This is a genomic window from Mycobacterium sp. DL99 (genome assembly GCF_004762045.1).
In the GTDB taxonomy this organism is placed as follows: domain Bacteria; phylum Actinomycetota; class Actinomycetes; order Mycobacteriales; family Mycobacteriaceae; genus Mycobacterium.
Genome location: NZ_SJOM01000007.1, coordinates 2,865,081 through 2,880,694 on the forward strand (window position 1 = coordinate 2,865,081; position 15,614 = coordinate 2,880,694).

The window sequence follows — 15,614 nt, forward strand, 5'->3', positions numbered from 1 at the left end:
TCCGGGAAATAAGTGGACGAAATGTCCGGTTACTTGCGATGCTGAACCGGACGTATTGTCCACTTAACTCGGAGGTAGGCATGACCACGCTTCTTCACATCGACGCGAGCGCCCGCAATCGGTCCGTCAGTCGTCAGATCGGCGCGGAGTTCGCCCGGTCCTGGCAGGCCGCACATCCGGACGGCCGATACCTCTACCGGGATGTCGCGGCCGATCCGGTGCCGTTCATCGGTGAGGGCTGGACCGAACTCTGTGACGCGGTACTGGCCGCAGGCAATACCGATCTGGACCGGCTCGAAGAGTTGGCGCGCACGCCGGAGCAGGCCGCGGCCTGGGCGATCGTGAAACCGCTGCTGGGTGAACTGCGCTCGGCCGACGTCGTGCTGATCGCCACGCCGATGTACAACTACTCCATTCCGGCCTCGCTCAAGGCCTGGCTGGACCAGGTGACCTTTCCGCGAATGTCCCTGGCGCCGAGACGATTCGTCGTGGCAACTGCCCGTGGTGGCGCATACTCACCCGGCTCGCCGAAAGCCGCGTTCGACTACCAGGAACGGTTCCTGCGGGATTTCGTCGCCGGGCACTACGGCGTGACCGACACCGTGTTCATCAATGCCGAGATGGCCAACGCGCGGGTAGATCCCGCGCTGGCGAAGTTTCGGTCGACACACGACGAATCGCTGGCGCAGGCCCTTGCAGTGGCCCGCACCCTGGCCGTGGAGTACGCGAAATGAGTTGGCTGATATTGGGTTTGGCGGGGCTGGTGGAGGTCGCCTGGTCGCAGAGCATCAAGCCGACCGAAGGATTCACCCGGCCACTGCCCACCGTGGTGTGCGTTGCGGTCGGTGCGCTGTCGGTGTACCTGCTGTCGTTGGCCATGCGCGGTCTGCCGGTCGGCACCGCGTACGCGGTCTTCACCGGCATCGGCGCGGCCGGTGCGATCGCTCTGGGTGTGCTCATCCACGGGGACCTGTTGAGCGCGGGGCGCGCCCTGGCGCTGTCGATGATCGTGGGAGGCATCGCGCTCGCCCGGTTCACGAATCCGGATTGACCCTGGTGGCCGCCAAGTAGGCACGCCCCCGTGGGGCGAGCCGGTAGCCGACGTCGAGGCTGATGGTCAGGCCCAGCCCCTTGAGCTGACGGACCCGTCGCTTGAACCGCGGCACTTCGAGGCCGACGCGCGCCGCAAGATCCGGTGCGCGGACGGCCTCGTTGGCCGCGATCATCGTCAGGTACCTGCGGGTCCACGCGCCGTCACCGCTGGCCGTGTCCCAGCGGTCCAGCCGGGCATCGATCAGCTGGATGTCGGCGTCGGTAAGTGTGTCGTCGGCGGCCAGATCGGGCCGCTCGTCCGGGCCCAGGTAGGAGACTGCGACGAGGTAGGTGTGCGCGGCGGGTCTCCGGTCGAGCTGGGCCTGCGCTGTTGCAGCATCCGGATATCCCGCGGCGCGGGCCTGCGCGGTGCTCACGCGGTAACCGCCCGGGTGTTCGGTGACCGACTCGATACGAATCGTGCCGGCCTGGGTCCGTTGGGTTCCGCCCGGTTTGGCCCGGGGCTTGTCCCAACGCCGTAGCACCAGCGAGATGGTCCCGTCGGCAATGCCATCGGCAGTCGGCCGATCTAACAGCACGATCACGATCGTATGTCGCAACCCTGCTTTCGCCGCAGGCGTTCCTAGGATCGCCGCGTGACTGATCGCTACGGTTCCGACATTCTGGCCCGAAATCCGCACACCCCGAAGCTGACTCGATCGAAGGAGCAGCCCGCGGAGAAGGGCCTGGTCGTCGAGGATGCCCAGAGCGGTTACGTGGGTGCGGTGGTGCGGATCGAGGGCGGCCGGGTCGAACTCGAAGACCGCCGGGGCAAGGTGCGGGCTTTCCCGATGGGGCCGGGGTTCCTGATCGACGGCAAGCCGGTGAGCCTCGTGGTGCCCAAGCGGACCGCGGCGCCGGCACGCACGGCCTCGGGATCGGTCGCGGTGCCGAATGCCAAGGCGCGGGTCGCGCTGGCCAGCCGGATCTATGTGGAGGGCCGCCACGACGCCGAGCTCGTCGAGCAGGTCTGGGGCGCTGATCTACGTATCGAAGGTGTCGTCGTCGAATACCTCGGCGGCGTCGACGACCTGGCCGACATCGTGGCCGAGTTCGCGCCCGGACCGGGCTGCCGGCTGGGCGTGCTGGTCGATCACCTGGTGACCGGCTCCAAGGAGGCCCGCATCGCCGAGGCGGTGCGCCGCGGCCCCGGCGGTGAGCACACCCTGGTGGTCGGGCACCCGTTCGTCGACATCTGGCAGTCCGTCAAACCGGCCCGCCTCGGCATGAAGGCCTGGCCGACCATCCCGCGCAACGTGGAGTGGAAGCACGGCATCTGTGAGGCTCTGGGCTGGCAACACCAGGACCAGGCCGACATCGCGCGGGCGTGGCAGCGTATCCGCGGCCGGGTCCGGGACTGGAACGACCTGGAGCCCGCACTGATCGGCCGGGTCGAGGAACTGATCGACTTCGTCACCGCGCCGGCGTAGTCCGTCGTGCCGGCGTGGTAAGCAGAAGGCGTGTCAGACGGTTTGTTCGACGTGCCAGGTGACCCGGGGCCGGGTGACCCCGGCGCGCTTGCCGCACCCGGCACGGCGCCGCTGGCGGTGCGGATGCGCCCGGCGGGCCTCGACGAGGTCGTCGGCCAAACCCATCTGCTGCAGGCCGGTTCGCCGTTGCGCCGCCTGGTGGAGGGGTCTGGGGCGGCATCGGTCATCCTCTACGGCCCGCCCGGCACCGGCAAGACCACCCTGGCATCACTGATCTCGCAGGCCACCGGCCGCCGGTTCGAGGCGCTGTCGGCGTTGAGCGCGGGCGTCAAGGAGGTCCGCGCCGTGATCGATGTGGCACGGCGCGCGGCCGTCCACGGCGAACAGACCGTGCTCTTCATCGACGAGGTGCACCGTTTCTCCAAAACTCAGCAGGACGCGCTGCTGGCGGCGGTGGAGAACCGGGTCGTGCTGTTGGTGGCGGCCACCACGGAGAACCCGTCGTTCTCGGTGGTCGCGCCGCTGCTGTCACGGTCATTGATCCTGCAGTTGCAACCGCTGGCCCCGCAGGACGTCGAGATCGTGCTGCGCCGCGCGATCACCGACCCGCGCGGTTTGGGTGGTGCTGTCGCGGTCACCGACGAGGCCGTCGACCTCCTGGTGCAGCTCTCGGCGGGTGACGCGCGGCGGGCGCTGACCGCGTTGGAAGTCGCCGCCGAACCCGGTGAACAGGTCACCGTGGAGATCATCGAGCAGTCGCTGGACAAGGCGGCCGTGCGCTACGACCGCGACGGCGATCAGCACTACGACGTCGTCAGCGCCTTCATCAAGTCGGTCCGCGGATCCGACGTCGACGCGGCCCTGCACTACCTGGCCCGGATGCTGGTGGCGGGGGAGGACCCACGCTTCGTGGCGCGCCGGCTGATGATCCTGGCCAGCGAGGACATCGGGATGGCCGACCCGACCGCGCTGCAGACCGCCGTAGCCGCAGCCCAGACCGTGCAGCTGATCGGGATGCCCGAGGCCCAGCTGACGTTGGCTCATGCCACGGTGCATCTGGCCACCGCACCCAAGTCCAACGCGGTGACCACGGCGTTGGGTGCGGCGATGGGCGACATCAGGGCCGGCAAGGCCGGGTTGGTGCCCCCGCAGCTGCGGGACGGTCACTACTCGGGAGCGCAGAAACTCGGCAACGCCGTGGGCTACAAGTACGCCCATGATCATCCCGATGGTGTTGTGCCGCAACAGTATCCGCCAGACGATCTGGTGGGGGTGGACTACTACCAGCCGACCGGGCGCGGTTTCGAACGCGAGCTGGTCACCCGGGTGGACAAGCTGCGGGCCATCATTCGCCGGCGACGCTGATACCGGCCGGGCCAAACGAAAACCACGGTCCCGGTTGATTATTCAACCGAGACCGTGGCGCGGGGCGGGTCAGGCCATCTCGGGCACTCGCAGGTGGGCGAGCACGAGTTCGAACTCTCCGACGTCGATCTGATCGGCACTCAGGTCGCGGAGCCGGGCGGTGCGCAACGCCCGTGCCTCATCGCGGTTGCGGTCCATCGCTTCGGCGCTGTCGAAAGTGGCCGAGGACACCGCACGTCCCGTCCCGCGGTCGAGCATGAGGCTCGCGCTGCAGAAACCCTCGAGATCCTCCATCGCGGGCAACACCGAGGTGCGGTAGAAGTCCACGGCCCGGTCGAACAGTTCGGGGCGGGTTCGCAGCCACGTCGCCCGTACGCATGCGCCGGGTCGGGAGTACTGCTCGCGGTGAACCAGCGCGATCTCCCATTCGTCGACGGTGGCGGCGCCTTCGAATACCTCCACCACCCGATGGCGCATCGGCGCTACCGCGTCGGCACTGGCATGCATGGCATCTTCAGACCGCCAGGCCGTGGTGAGGACACACTCGCCCGATTCCCGGTTCACCATCAGAGACAGGCCCACACAACCGTCGATGGTGTCTATGGCGGGCATGACCTCGTCGCGGACATGGGCGATACCGGCGTTGACGGCCCGGGTGCGCGCCGCAATCGTGGTTGAACGTGCGAACACGGTCCACCCCTTCCTGCCAGGGCGGCGCCCCGGTGGCGCCACCGGTTCCACTCCCAACCATCCTCCGGTGTGTCGCAGGTGGCAATGGTGTGGCGCGAGGCTCGTAGGCTGGGCCGATGGACACCGATGTGATCGACGTGGACACCTCACGGCGCCGCATCGTCGATCTCACCGACTCGGTACGCAGGTTCTGCGGCGCGCACCGCGATGGCCTGTGCAACGTGTTCGTCCCGCACGCGACGGCGGGTGTGGCCATCATCGAGACCGGCGCCGGCTCCGACGACGACCTGCTCGATACCCTGGAACGGTTGTTGCCGCGTGACGACCGCTACCGGCACAGCCACGGATCGTTCGGCCATGGCGCAGATCACGTGCTGCCCGCCCTGGTGTCGCCGTCGGTCACGCTGCCGGTCCAGGCGGGCCGACCGTTGCTGGGAACCTGGCAGAGTGTGGTGCTGGTCGATCTGAACCGCGACAACCCGCAGCGTTCGGTGCGGCTGAGCTTTCTGGGGGCGTGAGGCTTGTCGCCCTTTTCGGGGTGAACGCGCAGAACGGTAATGTAAAGCGTTCGAACTGGTGGTTGCCTGCGCAACCCCAGCCACCCACGAACACGAGGACACGAGCAACGTGCAGACACACGAGATCAGGAAGCGCTTCCTCGATCATTTCGTGAAGGCGGGCCACACTGAGGTGCCCAGTGCCTCGGTGATCCTCGACGACCCCAACCTGTTGTTCGTCAACGCCGGCATGGTGCAGTTCGTGCCCTACTTCCTCGGTGCGCGCACGCCGCCGTGGGACCGCGCCACCAGCGTCCAGAAGTGCATCCGCACGCCTGACATCGACGAGGTGGGCATCACCACCCGGCACAACACCTTCTTCCAGATGGCCGGCAATTTCTCGTTCGGCGACTACTTCAAGAAGGGCGCCATCGAGCTGGCCTGGACCCTGCTGACCAACCCGGTCAGCGAGGGCGGCTACGGATTCGACCCGGAAAGGCTGTGGGCAACGGTCTATCTGGACGACGACGAGGCCATCGCGCTGTGGCAGGAAGTCGCCGGGTTGCCGCTCGAGCGCATCCAGCGCCGCGGCATGGCCGACAACTACTGGTCGATGGGCATCCCCGGACCCTGCGGACCGTGCTCGGAGATCTACTACGACCGGGGGCCCGAATACGGCATCGAGGGCGGGCCCGAGGCCAACGAGGACCGCTACATCGAGATCTGGAATCTCGTGTTCATGCAGAACGAGCGCGGTGAGGGCACCTCGAAGGACGACTTCGAGATCCTCGGCCCGCTGCCGCGCAAGAACATCGACACCGGTATGGGCGTCGAGCGCATCGCCTGCCTGTTGCAGGACGTGGACAACGTCTACGAGACCGACCTGGTGCGTCCGGTGATCGACCTGGTCGCCGGGATCGCCCCCCGCGGATACGGCGCCGGCGACGACGAGGACGATGTCCGCTACCGCATCATCGGCGACCACAGCCGCACCGCGGCGATCATCATCGGCGACGGGGTCAGCCCCGGCAATGAAGGCCGCGGCTACGTGCTGCGGCGACTGCTGCGCCGCATCATCCGCTCCGCCAAACTGCTCGGCGTCGAGGAGCCGATCATGAGTCGGCTGATGTCCACGGTGCGCGACGAGATGGGCCCGTCCTACCCGGAACTGGTCACCGACTTCGAGCGCATCAACCGGATCGCCGTCGCCGAGGAGACCGCGTTCAACCGGACCCTGGTCGCCGGGTCGAAGCTGTTCGACGATGCCGCCGCCGCGACCAAGAAATCGGGCGCCACGGTGCTTTCCGGCGACGACGCATTTACGTTGCACGACACCTACGGCTTCCCGATCGACCTCACACTGGAGATGGCGGCCGAGGCCGGCCTCTGGGTCGACGAGGAGGGTTTCCGGACGCTGATGGCCGAGCAGCGTCGGCGCGCCAAGGCTGATGCCGCCGCGCGCAAGCAGGCCCACACCGATCTGTCCGCATACCGCGAGCTGGTCGACGCCGGGCCCACCGAATTTACCGGCTTCGACGAATTGTCCACTGAAGCAAGGATTCTCGGCATCTTTGTGGACGGCAAGCGGGTGCCTGTGGTGACCCACGACGGCCTGGACGCCGATCGTGTGGAGCTGATCCTGGACCGCACCCCGTTCTACGCCGAGTCCGGCGGCCAGATCGCCGACGAAGGCGCGATTTCCGGTACCGGAGCCTCGGCTACCGCCAAGGCCGCCGTCACCGATGTGCAGAAGATCGCCAAGACCTTGTGGGCGCACCGGATCACCGTCGAGTCCGGCGAGTTCGTCGAGGGCGACACCGTCACCGCCGCAGTGGATCCCAAGTGGCGCCACGGCGCCACGCAGGGCCACTCCGGCACCCACATGGTGCATGCCGCACTGCGACAGGTGCTGGGCCCCACCGCCGTTCAGGCCGGTTCGCTGAACCGGCCGGGCTATCTGCGGTTCGATTTCAACTGGCAGGGCGCGCTCACCGACGATCAGCGCTCGCAGATCGAGGAAGTCACGAACGAGGCCGTCGAGGCCGACTACCAGGTGAACACCTTCGTCACCGCACTGGACAAGGCCAAGGCGATGGGCGCCATGGCGATGTTCGGCGAGAACTACCCCGACCAGGTGCGGGTGGTCGATATCGGCGGACCGTTCTCACTGGAACTGTGCGGTGGCACCCATGTGCGGAACTCTGCCCAGATCGGCCCGGTCACCATCCTCGGGGAGTCCTCGGTCGGCTCCGGCATCCGCCGCGTGGAGGCCTACGTCGGTCTCGAATCCTTCCGCCACCTGGCCAAGGAACGCGCCCTGATGGCAGGCCTGGCCTCGTCGCTCAAGGTGCCTTCCGAAGAGGTGCCCGCCCGGGTGGCCAACCTGGTCGAGCGTCTCAAGGCCGCCGAGAAGGAACTGGACAAGGCCCGCCTGGCCAACGCCCGGGCCGCGGCGGCCAACGCGGCCGCCGGCGCCGAGACCATCGGCAAGGTCCGGGTCGTCGCCCAGCGGATGGCCGGCGGCATGTCGGGCGGTGATCTGCGCACCCTGGTCGGCGACATCAAGGGCAAGCTCGGCAGCGACCCGGCGGTGATCGCGCTGATCGCCGAGGGCGAGGACGACGCGGTGCCCTTCGTGGTCGCGGTCAACCCGGCCGCTCAGGATCTGGGGCTGCGCGCCAATGAGCTGGTGAAACCGTTCAGCGCGGCAGTCAACGGCCGCGGCGGCGGCAAAGTGGACATGGCACAAGGTTCCGGTAAGGGGGCGGCGGGTATCGACGCGGCATTGGCCGCGCTGCGCGCCGAGATCGGCCGGGGCTAGCTTCGTGTCCGACACGGTCGACGACCGGCTACCGGACCGCCCAGGGGACGACGACCCCGGACGTGGGCGGCGCATCGGCATCGACGTCGGCACCGTCCGGATCGGCGTGGCCAGTTGCGATCCCGACGGGATACTGGCCACCCCGGTCGAGACCGTTCAGCGGGACAAGCGGGACCGTTCGGGCAAGCACCTGCGCAGACTGGTGAACCTGATCGGCGAGTACGAGGCGGTCGAGGTGGTCGTCGGGCTGCCGCGCACACTCGCCGACCGGGCGGGCACCTCAGCAGTCGACGCCATCGAACTGGCCGATGTGCTGGCCCGCCGGATCGCCCCGATACCGGTGCGGTTGGCCGACGAGCGGCTCACTACTGTGTCGGCTCAACGGTCGTTGCGCGAAGCGGGGGTTCGGGCAAAGGGACAGAAAGCGATGATCGACCAGGCCGCTGCGGTTGGCATTCTGCAGAGCTGGCTGGATCAGCGACGTGCGGCTCTGGCTGCGCGCGGAGAGGGCATGGATGGCTGAGAAGTGGGGTGCCGACAAAGCGAAGCCCGAGGCGGTCGGACCACCGCGGCGTGGGCTGAGCAAGGCCGACCGGGCCCGCAAAGCCCGCAACGACCGCAAGCGACGCACCACCCGGGGCTTGTCCATCGCAGCGCTCATCGTGGTGGTGATCGGCGCGGTGTTCCTCGGCTCCAAGTTCTGGCACGGCATGTCCGGCACCGCCAACGACTACGCGGGTGACGGCGTGGCCGATGTCGTCGTCCAGGTCCACGACGGCGACTCCACTACGGCCATCGCCAAGACCCTGCAGGACAAGAAAGTGGTCGCCACGGTCAAGGCCTTCGTCGACGCGGCGCACGAGAACGAGGCGATCTCGGCGATCCAGCCCGGCTTCTACAAATTGCGCACCGAGATCCCGGCCGCCAATGCCGTTGAGCGCCTGGCTGATCCGGAGAGCCGAGTGGGCAAGCTCACGATTCCGGAGGGGCGCCAGCTCGACGACACGGCCGATGTCAAGACCAAGGCCGTCACCGAAGGCGTCTTCACCCTGATCTCGCAGGCCTCCTGCGTCGAACTCGACGGCGAGAAGCGCTGCGTACCGGTCGACGCGCTCCGCGCGGCCGCGCAATCGACACCCGCCGCGGCGCTGGCCGTACCGGACTGGGCCGCCGCTCCCGTCGCGGCGATGCCCAACGACCACCGGCGGCTGGAGGGGCTGATCGCACCCGGCACCTGGAATGTCGATCCCGCAGGCGCCCCGCAGGACATCCTGTCCACCCTGATCGCCGGCAGCGCCACGCTCTACACCCAGAGCGGTCTGCTCGACACCGCTGCGGCAATGCAGATGTCGCCGTATCAGATCCTCACCGTCGCATCCCTGGTACAACGCGAAGCCAAGCCGCAGGACTTCGCCAAGGTCGCGCGGGTGATCTACAACCGGCTGGCCGAACACCGCAAGCTGGAGTTCGACTCGACCGTGAACTACCCCCTCGATCGTCAGGAAGTGGCGACCACCGACGATGACCGGGCCAGGACCACGCCGTGGAATACCTATATGAGTCAAGGGCTTCCACAGACTCCGATCTGCTCGCCCGGCACCGAAGCGCTGGCCGCCGCCGAGCGGCCGGCGGAGGGCGACTGGCTGTACTTCGTGACCATCGACCTGCAGGGCACCACGCTGTTCACCCGCGACTACGACCAACACCTGGCCAACATCGAACTGGCGCAACACAACGGTGTCCTCGACAGTGCCAGATAGGCGGCCCGCCGCCGTGCCAGACAGGCCACCCCCCGCCGTGCCAAACAGCGGGCGCAAAGCCGCCGTTCTCGGCTCGCCGATCACCCATTCGCGCTCGCCGCAGCTGCATCTGGCCGCCTACCGGGCACTCGGGCTGCCGTCGTGGACCTATGAACGCATCGAGTGCACGGCCGAACAACTGCCCGGCCTCGTCGGTGCCCTCGGCCCGGAATGGGTCGGACTGTCGGTCACCATGCCGGGCAAGTTCGCCGCACTGGAGTTCGCCGATCAGCGCACCGAACGCGCCGAGCTGGTGGGCTCGGCCAACACCCTGGTCCGGATGCCGACCGGTGGCTGGCGTGCCGACAACACCGACATCGACGGCGTGATCGGTGCGCTCGGCACGGCCGGTGACTCGGCGCTGGTGATCGGATCCGGCGGTACCGCCCCGGCCGCCGTGGTCGCCCTGGCCGAGCTCGGCGTGCAGCGGATCACCGTCGTGGCACGCGATGAGGGCAAGGCGTCACGGTTGGTGGAGTTGGCTGGGCGGTGCGGAGCGCAGGGCAGCTGGTGTGACATCGGCGGCACCGCGCTGACCGACGCGGTAGCCACCGCCGATGCGGCCGTCAGCACCATTCCGGCCGAGGCGGCCGCCGCCTATGCGGACACGCTGGCCGGGGTGCCACGCGTGCTCGACGCCATCTACGATCCGTGGCCGACACCGCTGGCCGAGGCCGTCCAGGCGGCGGGCGGTGAGGCGATCAACGGGCTGCAGATGCTGCTGAACCAGGCCTTCGCTCAGGTGGAGCAGTTCACCGGGATGCCCGCCCCGAAAGAGGCGATGCGCGCCGCGCTGGGCTGAGCCGTCACGGGACGAACGTTCCCAGGTGGTAGGAGCTGTAGAGGTATTCCTTGGATCCGACCAGGCGCGCCAGCGGGGTCTGGACGGGGAGCGCGTCGGGCGAAGACAGCGGCAGCGTCCGTCCGCAACTGCGCCAGTGTGCGCAACACGACCGTGTCATACGGCCGCAAGCGATTTTCCAGGCGGCGCCGGGGTAACCGTAGGGTGGCGAACATGATCCGAACCGGCCACCCGCCCCGCGTCGGCGTGGTGTTTCGTCCCGACCGCTCACCCGAAGCCCTGCCCCGCAGTGCGGCAGCTGCGCAACGGGCGGGCGTCGACGAACTCTGGTTGTGGGAAGACTGTTTCCTGCAAGGCGGCATCGCGCAGGCGGCGGTTGCCTTGGCTGGTACCGAAACTCTCGCCGTCGGTATCGGTGTGCTCCCGGCGCCACTGCGCAATGTGGTGTCCACCGCGATGGAGATCGCGACCCTGGCCACGATGTTCCCCGGCCGGGTCCGGGTGGGAATCGGTCACGGTGTGCAGGCCTGGATGCGCCAGGCAGGGGCCGCCGTGCCCTCTCCGCTGACGCTGCTGCGTGAATACCACAGTGCGCTAAGGGAATTGCTGGTCGGCCGGACGGTCTCCACCGAAGGCAGGTTCGTGCGTCTTGATGGGGTGAAGCTGGACTGGGTGCCGCCCCAGCCCGTTCCGGTGCTCATCGGCGGGATCGGCGCGAAGACGCTGCGGCTCGCCGGTGAGATTGCCGACGGCGTGATCATCGACAGCGGGAACACCCCTGACTCCGTCCGCGCAGCGCTCGGACACGTGGCTGCCGGGCAGGCAGACCGGGTCGTCTCCGCACCATTTGAGTCGGTGCAGTACCTGGCGTGTGTACCCGGTGCGACCGGACGGCAGCGCCTCGACGATGTGGCCGCGGAACGCGGTTTGGCACCCGGCGGCTACGGCGTCAGCGGGACGGTCGACGAGATCGTCGCGGGCCTCGCCGGCTATCCAGCTCAGACGCTGGTGCTCCAGCCGTTGGGGCCGGACGTGGATTTCGACGGATTCGCCGACGCTGTGGGCGAGGCGGCCACCGCTCTTCGGGCGCGTTGACTCGCGAAAGAAGCGCATTCGAAGGCAGCCGGCCGCGCTTAGCCTCGGTGGATGGGGCTGGGGGTGACCGTCGTCGTGTCCGCCTGGCTGCTGGCACTCAGCGGCTACGACATCGCCGAACGCAGGCTGCCGAATTGGCTGACGCTTCCGGGCGCGGTGCTGGTCTTGGTGGCGGCGGCGGTGGCCGGGCGCGGTCTCGCAGCGACAGTCGGGGCCTTGGCGTTGACGGCCGCGTACCTGGTGGTGCATCTGCTCTCCCCGCGGGCCCTGGGTGGCGGCGACGTCAAACTGGCCATTGGATTGGGCGCGATGACCGGGGCGTTCGGTGCGGACGTCTGGCTGTTGGCGGCGCTGGCGGCACCGGTGTGCACCGCGGTGTTGGCGTTGGGTGCAGCCCTACGTGGGATTCGGACGGTGCCGCACGGCCCCTCGATGTGTGCGGCGAGTGCCGCCGCGGTGGCTTTGGTTCTGGTGTAGCCGAGTCGTGGTCGCGATTTTGGTGCGAAGGACCCGCGGAATCCGCGTTTACGCTCATCACCGGTAGCGATTCGTCCCGGGGGAGTCCGCATGTCACAACCGAATTGGCCGCAGGCCGCGCAGCAGTATCCGCCGCCGCCCGCGGTTCCGGTTTTCCGGGTGGAGACGACTCGGCACACCGGCTTGCTGGTCTTGTGGTTCAACCAGACCCGTGTGGTGACCGGGACCGCCGAGCAGTGCGAGGCCGCTTTGACCAGCGCCCAGCGGCACAACCTCGTCCTGGGCTGGTGGAGCTTCCTGTCGATCCTGTTCATGAACTGGCTCTCGCTGCTGAGCAACGCGGGTGCGCGGGCCAAACTGCGCGAGGAAGTCGAGCAGGCGCGGGCCTACGCGCAGTGGTGGTATCAGTACGGTCAGCATCAGCAGGCGCCGCAGCAGCCTCAACAGCACTAGCGTTCGTCACGATTGACCACGGATTTCGGGAGGCAAACCCCGACGTGGGAGAATGACACCCGTGTTGCGTTGGACCACAGCTGGTGAATCCCATGGCCGCGCCCTGGTGGCCATGCTCGAAGGGATGGTTGCCGGCGTGCCCATCACCTCCGACGAGATCGGGGTGCAGCTCAGACGTCGTCGTCTCGGCTACGGCCGGGGCGCCCGGATGAAGTTCGAACAGGACCAGGTCACCATGCTGGCCGGGGTGCGGCACGGCACCACCCTGGGCGGGCCGATCGCAATCGAGATCGGCAACACCGAATGGCCCAAGTGGGAGACCGTGATGTCTCCGGACCCGGTGGACCCGGCCGAACTCGATGTCGCCCGTAACGCCCCGCTGACTCGCCCCCGCCCGGGGCACGCGGACTACGCCGGCATGCTCAAGTACGGCTTCGACGATGCCCGCCCGGTGCTGGAACGTGCCAGCGCACGCGAGACGGCTGCACGGGTGGCGGCAGGCACCGTGGCCCGCGCCTTCCTGCGTGCTGCGCTCGGTGTGGAGGTCGTCTCGCACGTCATCTCCATCGGCGCGTCCAAGCCCTACGACGGTCCGCCGCCGCAGTTCTCCGACCTGGAGGCGATCGACGACAGCCCGGTGCGCGCCTTCGACAAGGACGCCGAGGCAGCGATGATCGCCGAGATCGAGGACGCCAAGAAGGACGGTGACACCCTCGGCGGTGTCGTCGAGGTCGTCGTCGCGGGTCTGCCGATCGGGTTGGGCTCGTTCACCAGTGGCGACAACCGCCTCGACAGCCAGCTCGCCGCCGCAGTCATGGGTATCCAGGCGATCAAGGGTGTCGAGATCGGCGACGGCTTCGAGACCGCGCGCCGTCGCGGCAGCGTCGCCCACGACGAGATGTACCCCGGCCCCGACGGAGTCCTGCGCTCGACCAACCGGGCCGGCGGCCTGGAAGGCGGCATGACCAACGGCCAGGCGCTGCGGGTCCGGGCCGCGATGAAGCCGATCTCGACCGTCCCGCGGGCGTTGGCCACCGTCGACATGGCAACCGGTGAGGAAGCCGTCGCCATCCACCAGCGCTCCGACGTGTGCGCGGTGCCGGCCGCCGGTGTGGTGGTGGAGACCATGGTCGCACTGGTGGTGGCCCGCGCCGTGCTGGAGAAGTTCGGTGGGGACTCGCTGGCGGAGACCCGGGCCAACATCGACGCCTACCTGCGGGCCGTCGCCGAGCGCGAGCCGGCGGGGCAGGCCCTGGGCTGATGGCCCCCAAGGCGGTACTGATCGGCCTGCCGGGTTCGGGCAAGTCGACCATCGGCCGCCGGCTGGCCAAAGCGCTGAACCTCACGATGCTCGACACCGACGCCGCGATCGAGGAGACCACCGGCCGCACGATCGCCGACATCTTCGCCACCGACGGCGAGGCGGAGTTCCGCCGGATCGAGGAAGAGGTCATCCGTTCGGCGCTGGCCACCCACGACGGCGTGCTGTCCCTGGGCGGCGGCGCGGTCACCACCCCTGGAGTGCGGGCCGCACTGGCCGGGCACACCGTCGTCTATCTGGAGATCAGCGCGGCCGAGGGGGTCCGCCGCACGGGCGGTTCCACGGTCCGGCCACTGCTGGCCGGGCCCGACCGGGCGGAGAAATTCCGTGCCCTGATGTCCGAACGGGTGCCGCTCTACCGTCGGGTCGCAACGATGCGGATCAACACCAACCGGCGCAATCCGGGTGCGGTGGTGCGCACGATCGTCACGCGACTGGAAAGCCCCCCGCCCCAGAAGCAGGCTCAGCAGCCGCGGGCGATCAAGCGGCGCCGGCGTCGCCCGCCGTGGCGGCGCGGTTCGGCCCCCGCACAGTCCTCCGGTTCGGAAGCCGAGGGCGGCAACACCGTCCCGGCCACCTCTGATGCCGAACCTACAGCCATACCCACCCCCGCGGCCCTGGCCGCTCGCAACGCGGAGCGTAATGATGACTGACCCGGTAATCGTCGAGGTACTGGTGGACCGGCCGTACCCGGTCATCATCGGAACCGGCCTGCTCGGCGAACTGGGCAATACGCTCGAGGGCCGGCACAAGGTGGCGATTCTGCATCAGCCGGTGCTGACGCAGACCGCCGAGGCGGTCCGGCAACACTTGGCCGACAAGGGAATTGAAGCCCACCGGGTCGAGATTCCGGATGCCGAGGCGGGCAAGGAGCTGCCCGTCGTCGGCTTCATCTGGGAAGTGTTGGGGCGCATAGGTATTGGCCGAAAGGATGCTGTCGTCAGCCTGGGCGGGGGAGCGGCCACCGACGTAGCGGGCTTTGCTGCCGCCACCTGGCTGCGCGGCGTCGACATCGTGCACGTGCCAACCACCCTGTTAGGCATGGTGGACGCGGCGGTGGGTGGCAAGACCGGGATCAACACCGACGCCGGCAAGAACCTCGTCGGCGCCTTCCATCAGCCGGCTGCGGTGCTGGTGGACCTCGCTACCCTGGAAACGTTGCCGCGCAACGAGATTGTCGCCGGGATGGCGGAGATCGTGAAAGCCGGCTTCATCGCCGACCCGGTCATCCTCGACCTGATCGAGGCCGACCCGGAAGCAGCACTTGATCCCACCGGGACGGTCCTGCCCGAGCTCATCCGCCGCGCAATTGCGGTCAAGGCTGAGGTGGTTGCTGCTGACGAACGAGAGTCGCAGTTGCGTGAGATCCTCAACTACGGCCACACCCTTGCGCACGCCATCGAGCGTCGTGAACGCTACAAGTGGCGCCACGGCGCCGCGGTGTCGGTGGGCCTGGTGTTCGCGGCCGAACTGGGCCGGCTCGCGGGACGTCTCGACGACGAGACCGCCGACCGGCACCGCACAGTGCTGACCGCGCTCGGGCTGCCGGTCACCTACGACGGCGACGCGCTGCCCCAACTCATGGATTACATGGCAGGCGACAAGAAGAACCGTTCGGGAGTGTTGCGGTTCGTCGTGCTCGACGGGCTGGCGAAGCCGGGTCGTCTGGAAGGCCCGGATCCATCGCTGTTGGCGGCCGCATACGCAGAAGTGGCGCGGGCCTGACTGCCCGCGCCACTCGCGCCTGAATCTTCTGCCCTCCCGGGCAGGGG

Annotated in this window: 16 protein-coding genes and 1 pseudogene; 15 read left to right on the plus strand and 2 right to left on the minus strand. The window is 68.4% G+C overall.

The annotated features are described in order from the left end of the window. Window positions 1–80: 80 nt before the first annotated feature. Window positions 81–734 (plus strand): FMN-dependent NADH-azoreductase, encoded by a 654-nt coding sequence (locus EYZ64_RS14310; protein WP_135454080.1) that lies wholly within the window; start codon window positions 81–83, stop codon window positions 732–734. After that, window positions 731–1,051 carry a DMT family transporter gene (locus tag EYZ64_RS14315; RefSeq protein ID WP_135454082.1) on the plus strand — a complete coding sequence of 107 codons (321 nt, stop codon included), beginning with the start codon at window positions 731–733 and terminating at the stop codon, window positions 1,049–1,051. Before EYZ64_RS14310 ends, EYZ64_RS14315 begins: the two co-directional genes overlap by 4 nt. Here EYZ64_RS14315 and EYZ64_RS14320 read toward each other — a convergent pair. Continuing rightward, window positions 1,035–1,631 (minus strand): hypothetical protein, encoded by a 597-nt coding sequence (locus EYZ64_RS14320; RefSeq protein WP_135454084.1) that lies wholly within the window; start codon window positions 1,629–1,631, stop codon window positions 1,035–1,037. The two genes, EYZ64_RS14315 and EYZ64_RS14320, sit on opposite strands and share 17 nt — an antisense overlap. A 57-nt stretch (window positions 1,632–1,688) precedes the next feature. Between EYZ64_RS14320 and EYZ64_RS14325 the strand changes: the two genes are divergently transcribed. After that, window positions 1,689–2,522 carry a DUF3097 domain-containing protein gene (locus tag EYZ64_RS14325; protein WP_135454086.1) on the plus strand — a complete coding sequence of 278 codons (834 nt, stop codon included), beginning with the start codon at window positions 1,689–1,691 and terminating at the stop codon, window positions 2,520–2,522. A gap of 30 nt (window positions 2,523–2,552) precedes the next feature. Continuing rightward, window positions 2,553–3,887: a replication-associated recombination protein A gene (locus EYZ64_RS14330; RefSeq protein ID WP_135454088.1), complete on the plus strand. Its 1,335-nt coding sequence runs from the start codon at window positions 2,553–2,555 to the stop codon at window positions 3,885–3,887. 69 nt (window positions 3,888–3,956) lie between these two features. On the opposite strand, the gene EYZ64_RS14335 is transcribed toward EYZ64_RS14330, so the two are convergent. Continuing rightward, complete coding sequence (locus tag EYZ64_RS14335; protein ID WP_135454090.1) at window positions 3,957–4,577, minus strand: antibiotic biosynthesis monooxygenase; 621 nt, start codon at window positions 4,575–4,577, stop codon at window positions 3,957–3,959. A gap of 128 nt (window positions 4,578–4,705) precedes the next feature. Here EYZ64_RS14335 and EYZ64_RS14340 point away from each other — a divergent pair, with 128 nt between their 5' ends. From EYZ64_RS14340 to aroB, 11 genes and pseudogenes are all read left to right on the plus strand, one after another. After that, a complete protein-coding gene (locus tag EYZ64_RS14340; protein WP_170856270.1) occupies window positions 4,706–5,095 on the plus strand; it encodes a secondary thiamine-phosphate synthase enzyme YjbQ in 390 nt (129 codons plus the stop codon). 109 nt (window positions 5,096–5,204) lie between these two features. Then, entirely contained in the window at window positions 5,205–7,895 is a 2,691-nt protein-coding gene (alaS, locus tag EYZ64_RS14345) for an alanine--tRNA ligase (protein ID WP_135454092.1), read from the plus strand. 4 nt (window positions 7,896–7,899) lie between these two features. Further along, window positions 7,900–8,418, plus strand: a complete 519-nt coding sequence (gene ruvX / locus EYZ64_RS14350) for a Holliday junction resolvase RuvX (RefSeq protein ID WP_135454096.1) — start codon at window positions 7,900–7,902, stop codon at window positions 8,416–8,418. Next, entirely contained in the window at window positions 8,411–9,655 is a 1,245-nt protein-coding gene (locus EYZ64_RS14355; RefSeq protein WP_135454098.1) for an endolytic transglycosylase MltG, read from the plus strand. The genes ruvX and EYZ64_RS14355 overlap by 8 nt, the downstream gene beginning before the upstream one ends. 37 nt (window positions 9,656–9,692) lie before the next feature. Then, window positions 9,693–10,496 carry a shikimate dehydrogenase gene (locus tag EYZ64_RS14360; RefSeq protein ID WP_135454100.1) on the plus strand — a complete coding sequence of 268 codons (804 nt, stop codon included), beginning with the start codon at window positions 9,693–9,695 and terminating at the stop codon, window positions 10,494–10,496. Window positions 10,497–10,709: 213 nt separating this feature from the next. Next, a complete protein-coding gene (locus EYZ64_RS14365) occupies window positions 10,710–11,591 on the plus strand; it encodes an LLM class flavin-dependent oxidoreductase (RefSeq protein WP_135454102.1) in 882 nt (293 codons plus the stop codon). 51 nt (window positions 11,592–11,642) lie between these two features. Further along, window positions 11,643–12,068, plus strand: coding sequence for a prepilin peptidase (locus EYZ64_RS14370; RefSeq protein ID WP_135454104.1), 426 nt, complete (start codon window positions 11,643–11,645; stop codon window positions 12,066–12,068). 90 nt (window positions 12,069–12,158) lie between these two features. Beyond that, window positions 12,159–12,521, plus strand: coding sequence for a hypothetical protein (locus tag EYZ64_RS14375; RefSeq protein ID WP_135454106.1), 363 nt, complete (start codon window positions 12,159–12,161; stop codon window positions 12,519–12,521). 61 nt (window positions 12,522–12,582) lie between these two features. Beyond that, window positions 12,583–13,782 (plus strand): chorismate synthase, encoded by a 1,200-nt coding sequence (gene aroC / locus EYZ64_RS14380; protein ID WP_135460005.1) that lies wholly within the window; start codon window positions 12,583–12,585, stop codon window positions 13,780–13,782. Continuing rightward, window positions 13,782–14,306, plus strand: a pseudogene (locus EYZ64_RS14385) (shikimate kinase); the annotation flags it as partial. The gene aroC and the pseudogene EYZ64_RS14385, both read left to right, overlap by 1 nt. A 181-nt stretch (window positions 14,307–14,487) precedes the next feature. Beyond that, window positions 14,488–15,567, plus strand: a complete 1,080-nt coding sequence (gene aroB, locus EYZ64_RS14390; RefSeq protein WP_135454110.1) for a 3-dehydroquinate synthase — start codon at window positions 14,488–14,490, stop codon at window positions 15,565–15,567. Window positions 15,568–15,614 lie beyond the last annotated feature (47 nt).

What these genes read in the sequence shown, in the direction of transcription:
- aroB (WP_135454110.1), top strand. Translation starts at nt 14,488, where the DNA reads ATGACTGACCCGGTAATCGTCGAGGTACTGGTGGACCGGCCGTACCCG.
- EYZ64_RS14310 (WP_135454080.1), top strand. Translation starts at nt 81, where the DNA reads ATGACCACGCTTCTTCACATCGACGCGAGCGCCCGCAATCGGTCCGTC.
- EYZ64_RS14375 (WP_135454106.1), top strand. Translation starts at nt 12,159, where the DNA reads ATGTCACAACCGAATTGGCCGCAGGCCGCGCAGCAGTATCCGCCGCCG.
- EYZ64_RS14365 (WP_135454102.1), top strand. Translation starts at nt 10,710, where the DNA reads ATGATCCGAACCGGCCACCCGCCCCGCGTCGGCGTGGTGTTTCGTCCC.
- EYZ64_RS14355 (WP_135454098.1), top strand. Translation starts at nt 8,411, where the DNA reads ATGGCTGAGAAGTGGGGTGCCGACAAAGCGAAGCCCGAGGCGGTCGGA.
- EYZ64_RS14315 (WP_135454082.1), top strand. Translation starts at nt 731, where the DNA reads ATGAGTTGGCTGATATTGGGTTTGGCGGGGCTGGTGGAGGTCGCCTGG.
- EYZ64_RS14370 (WP_135454104.1), top strand. Translation starts at nt 11,643, where the DNA reads ATGGGGCTGGGGGTGACCGTCGTCGTGTCCGCCTGGCTGCTGGCACTC.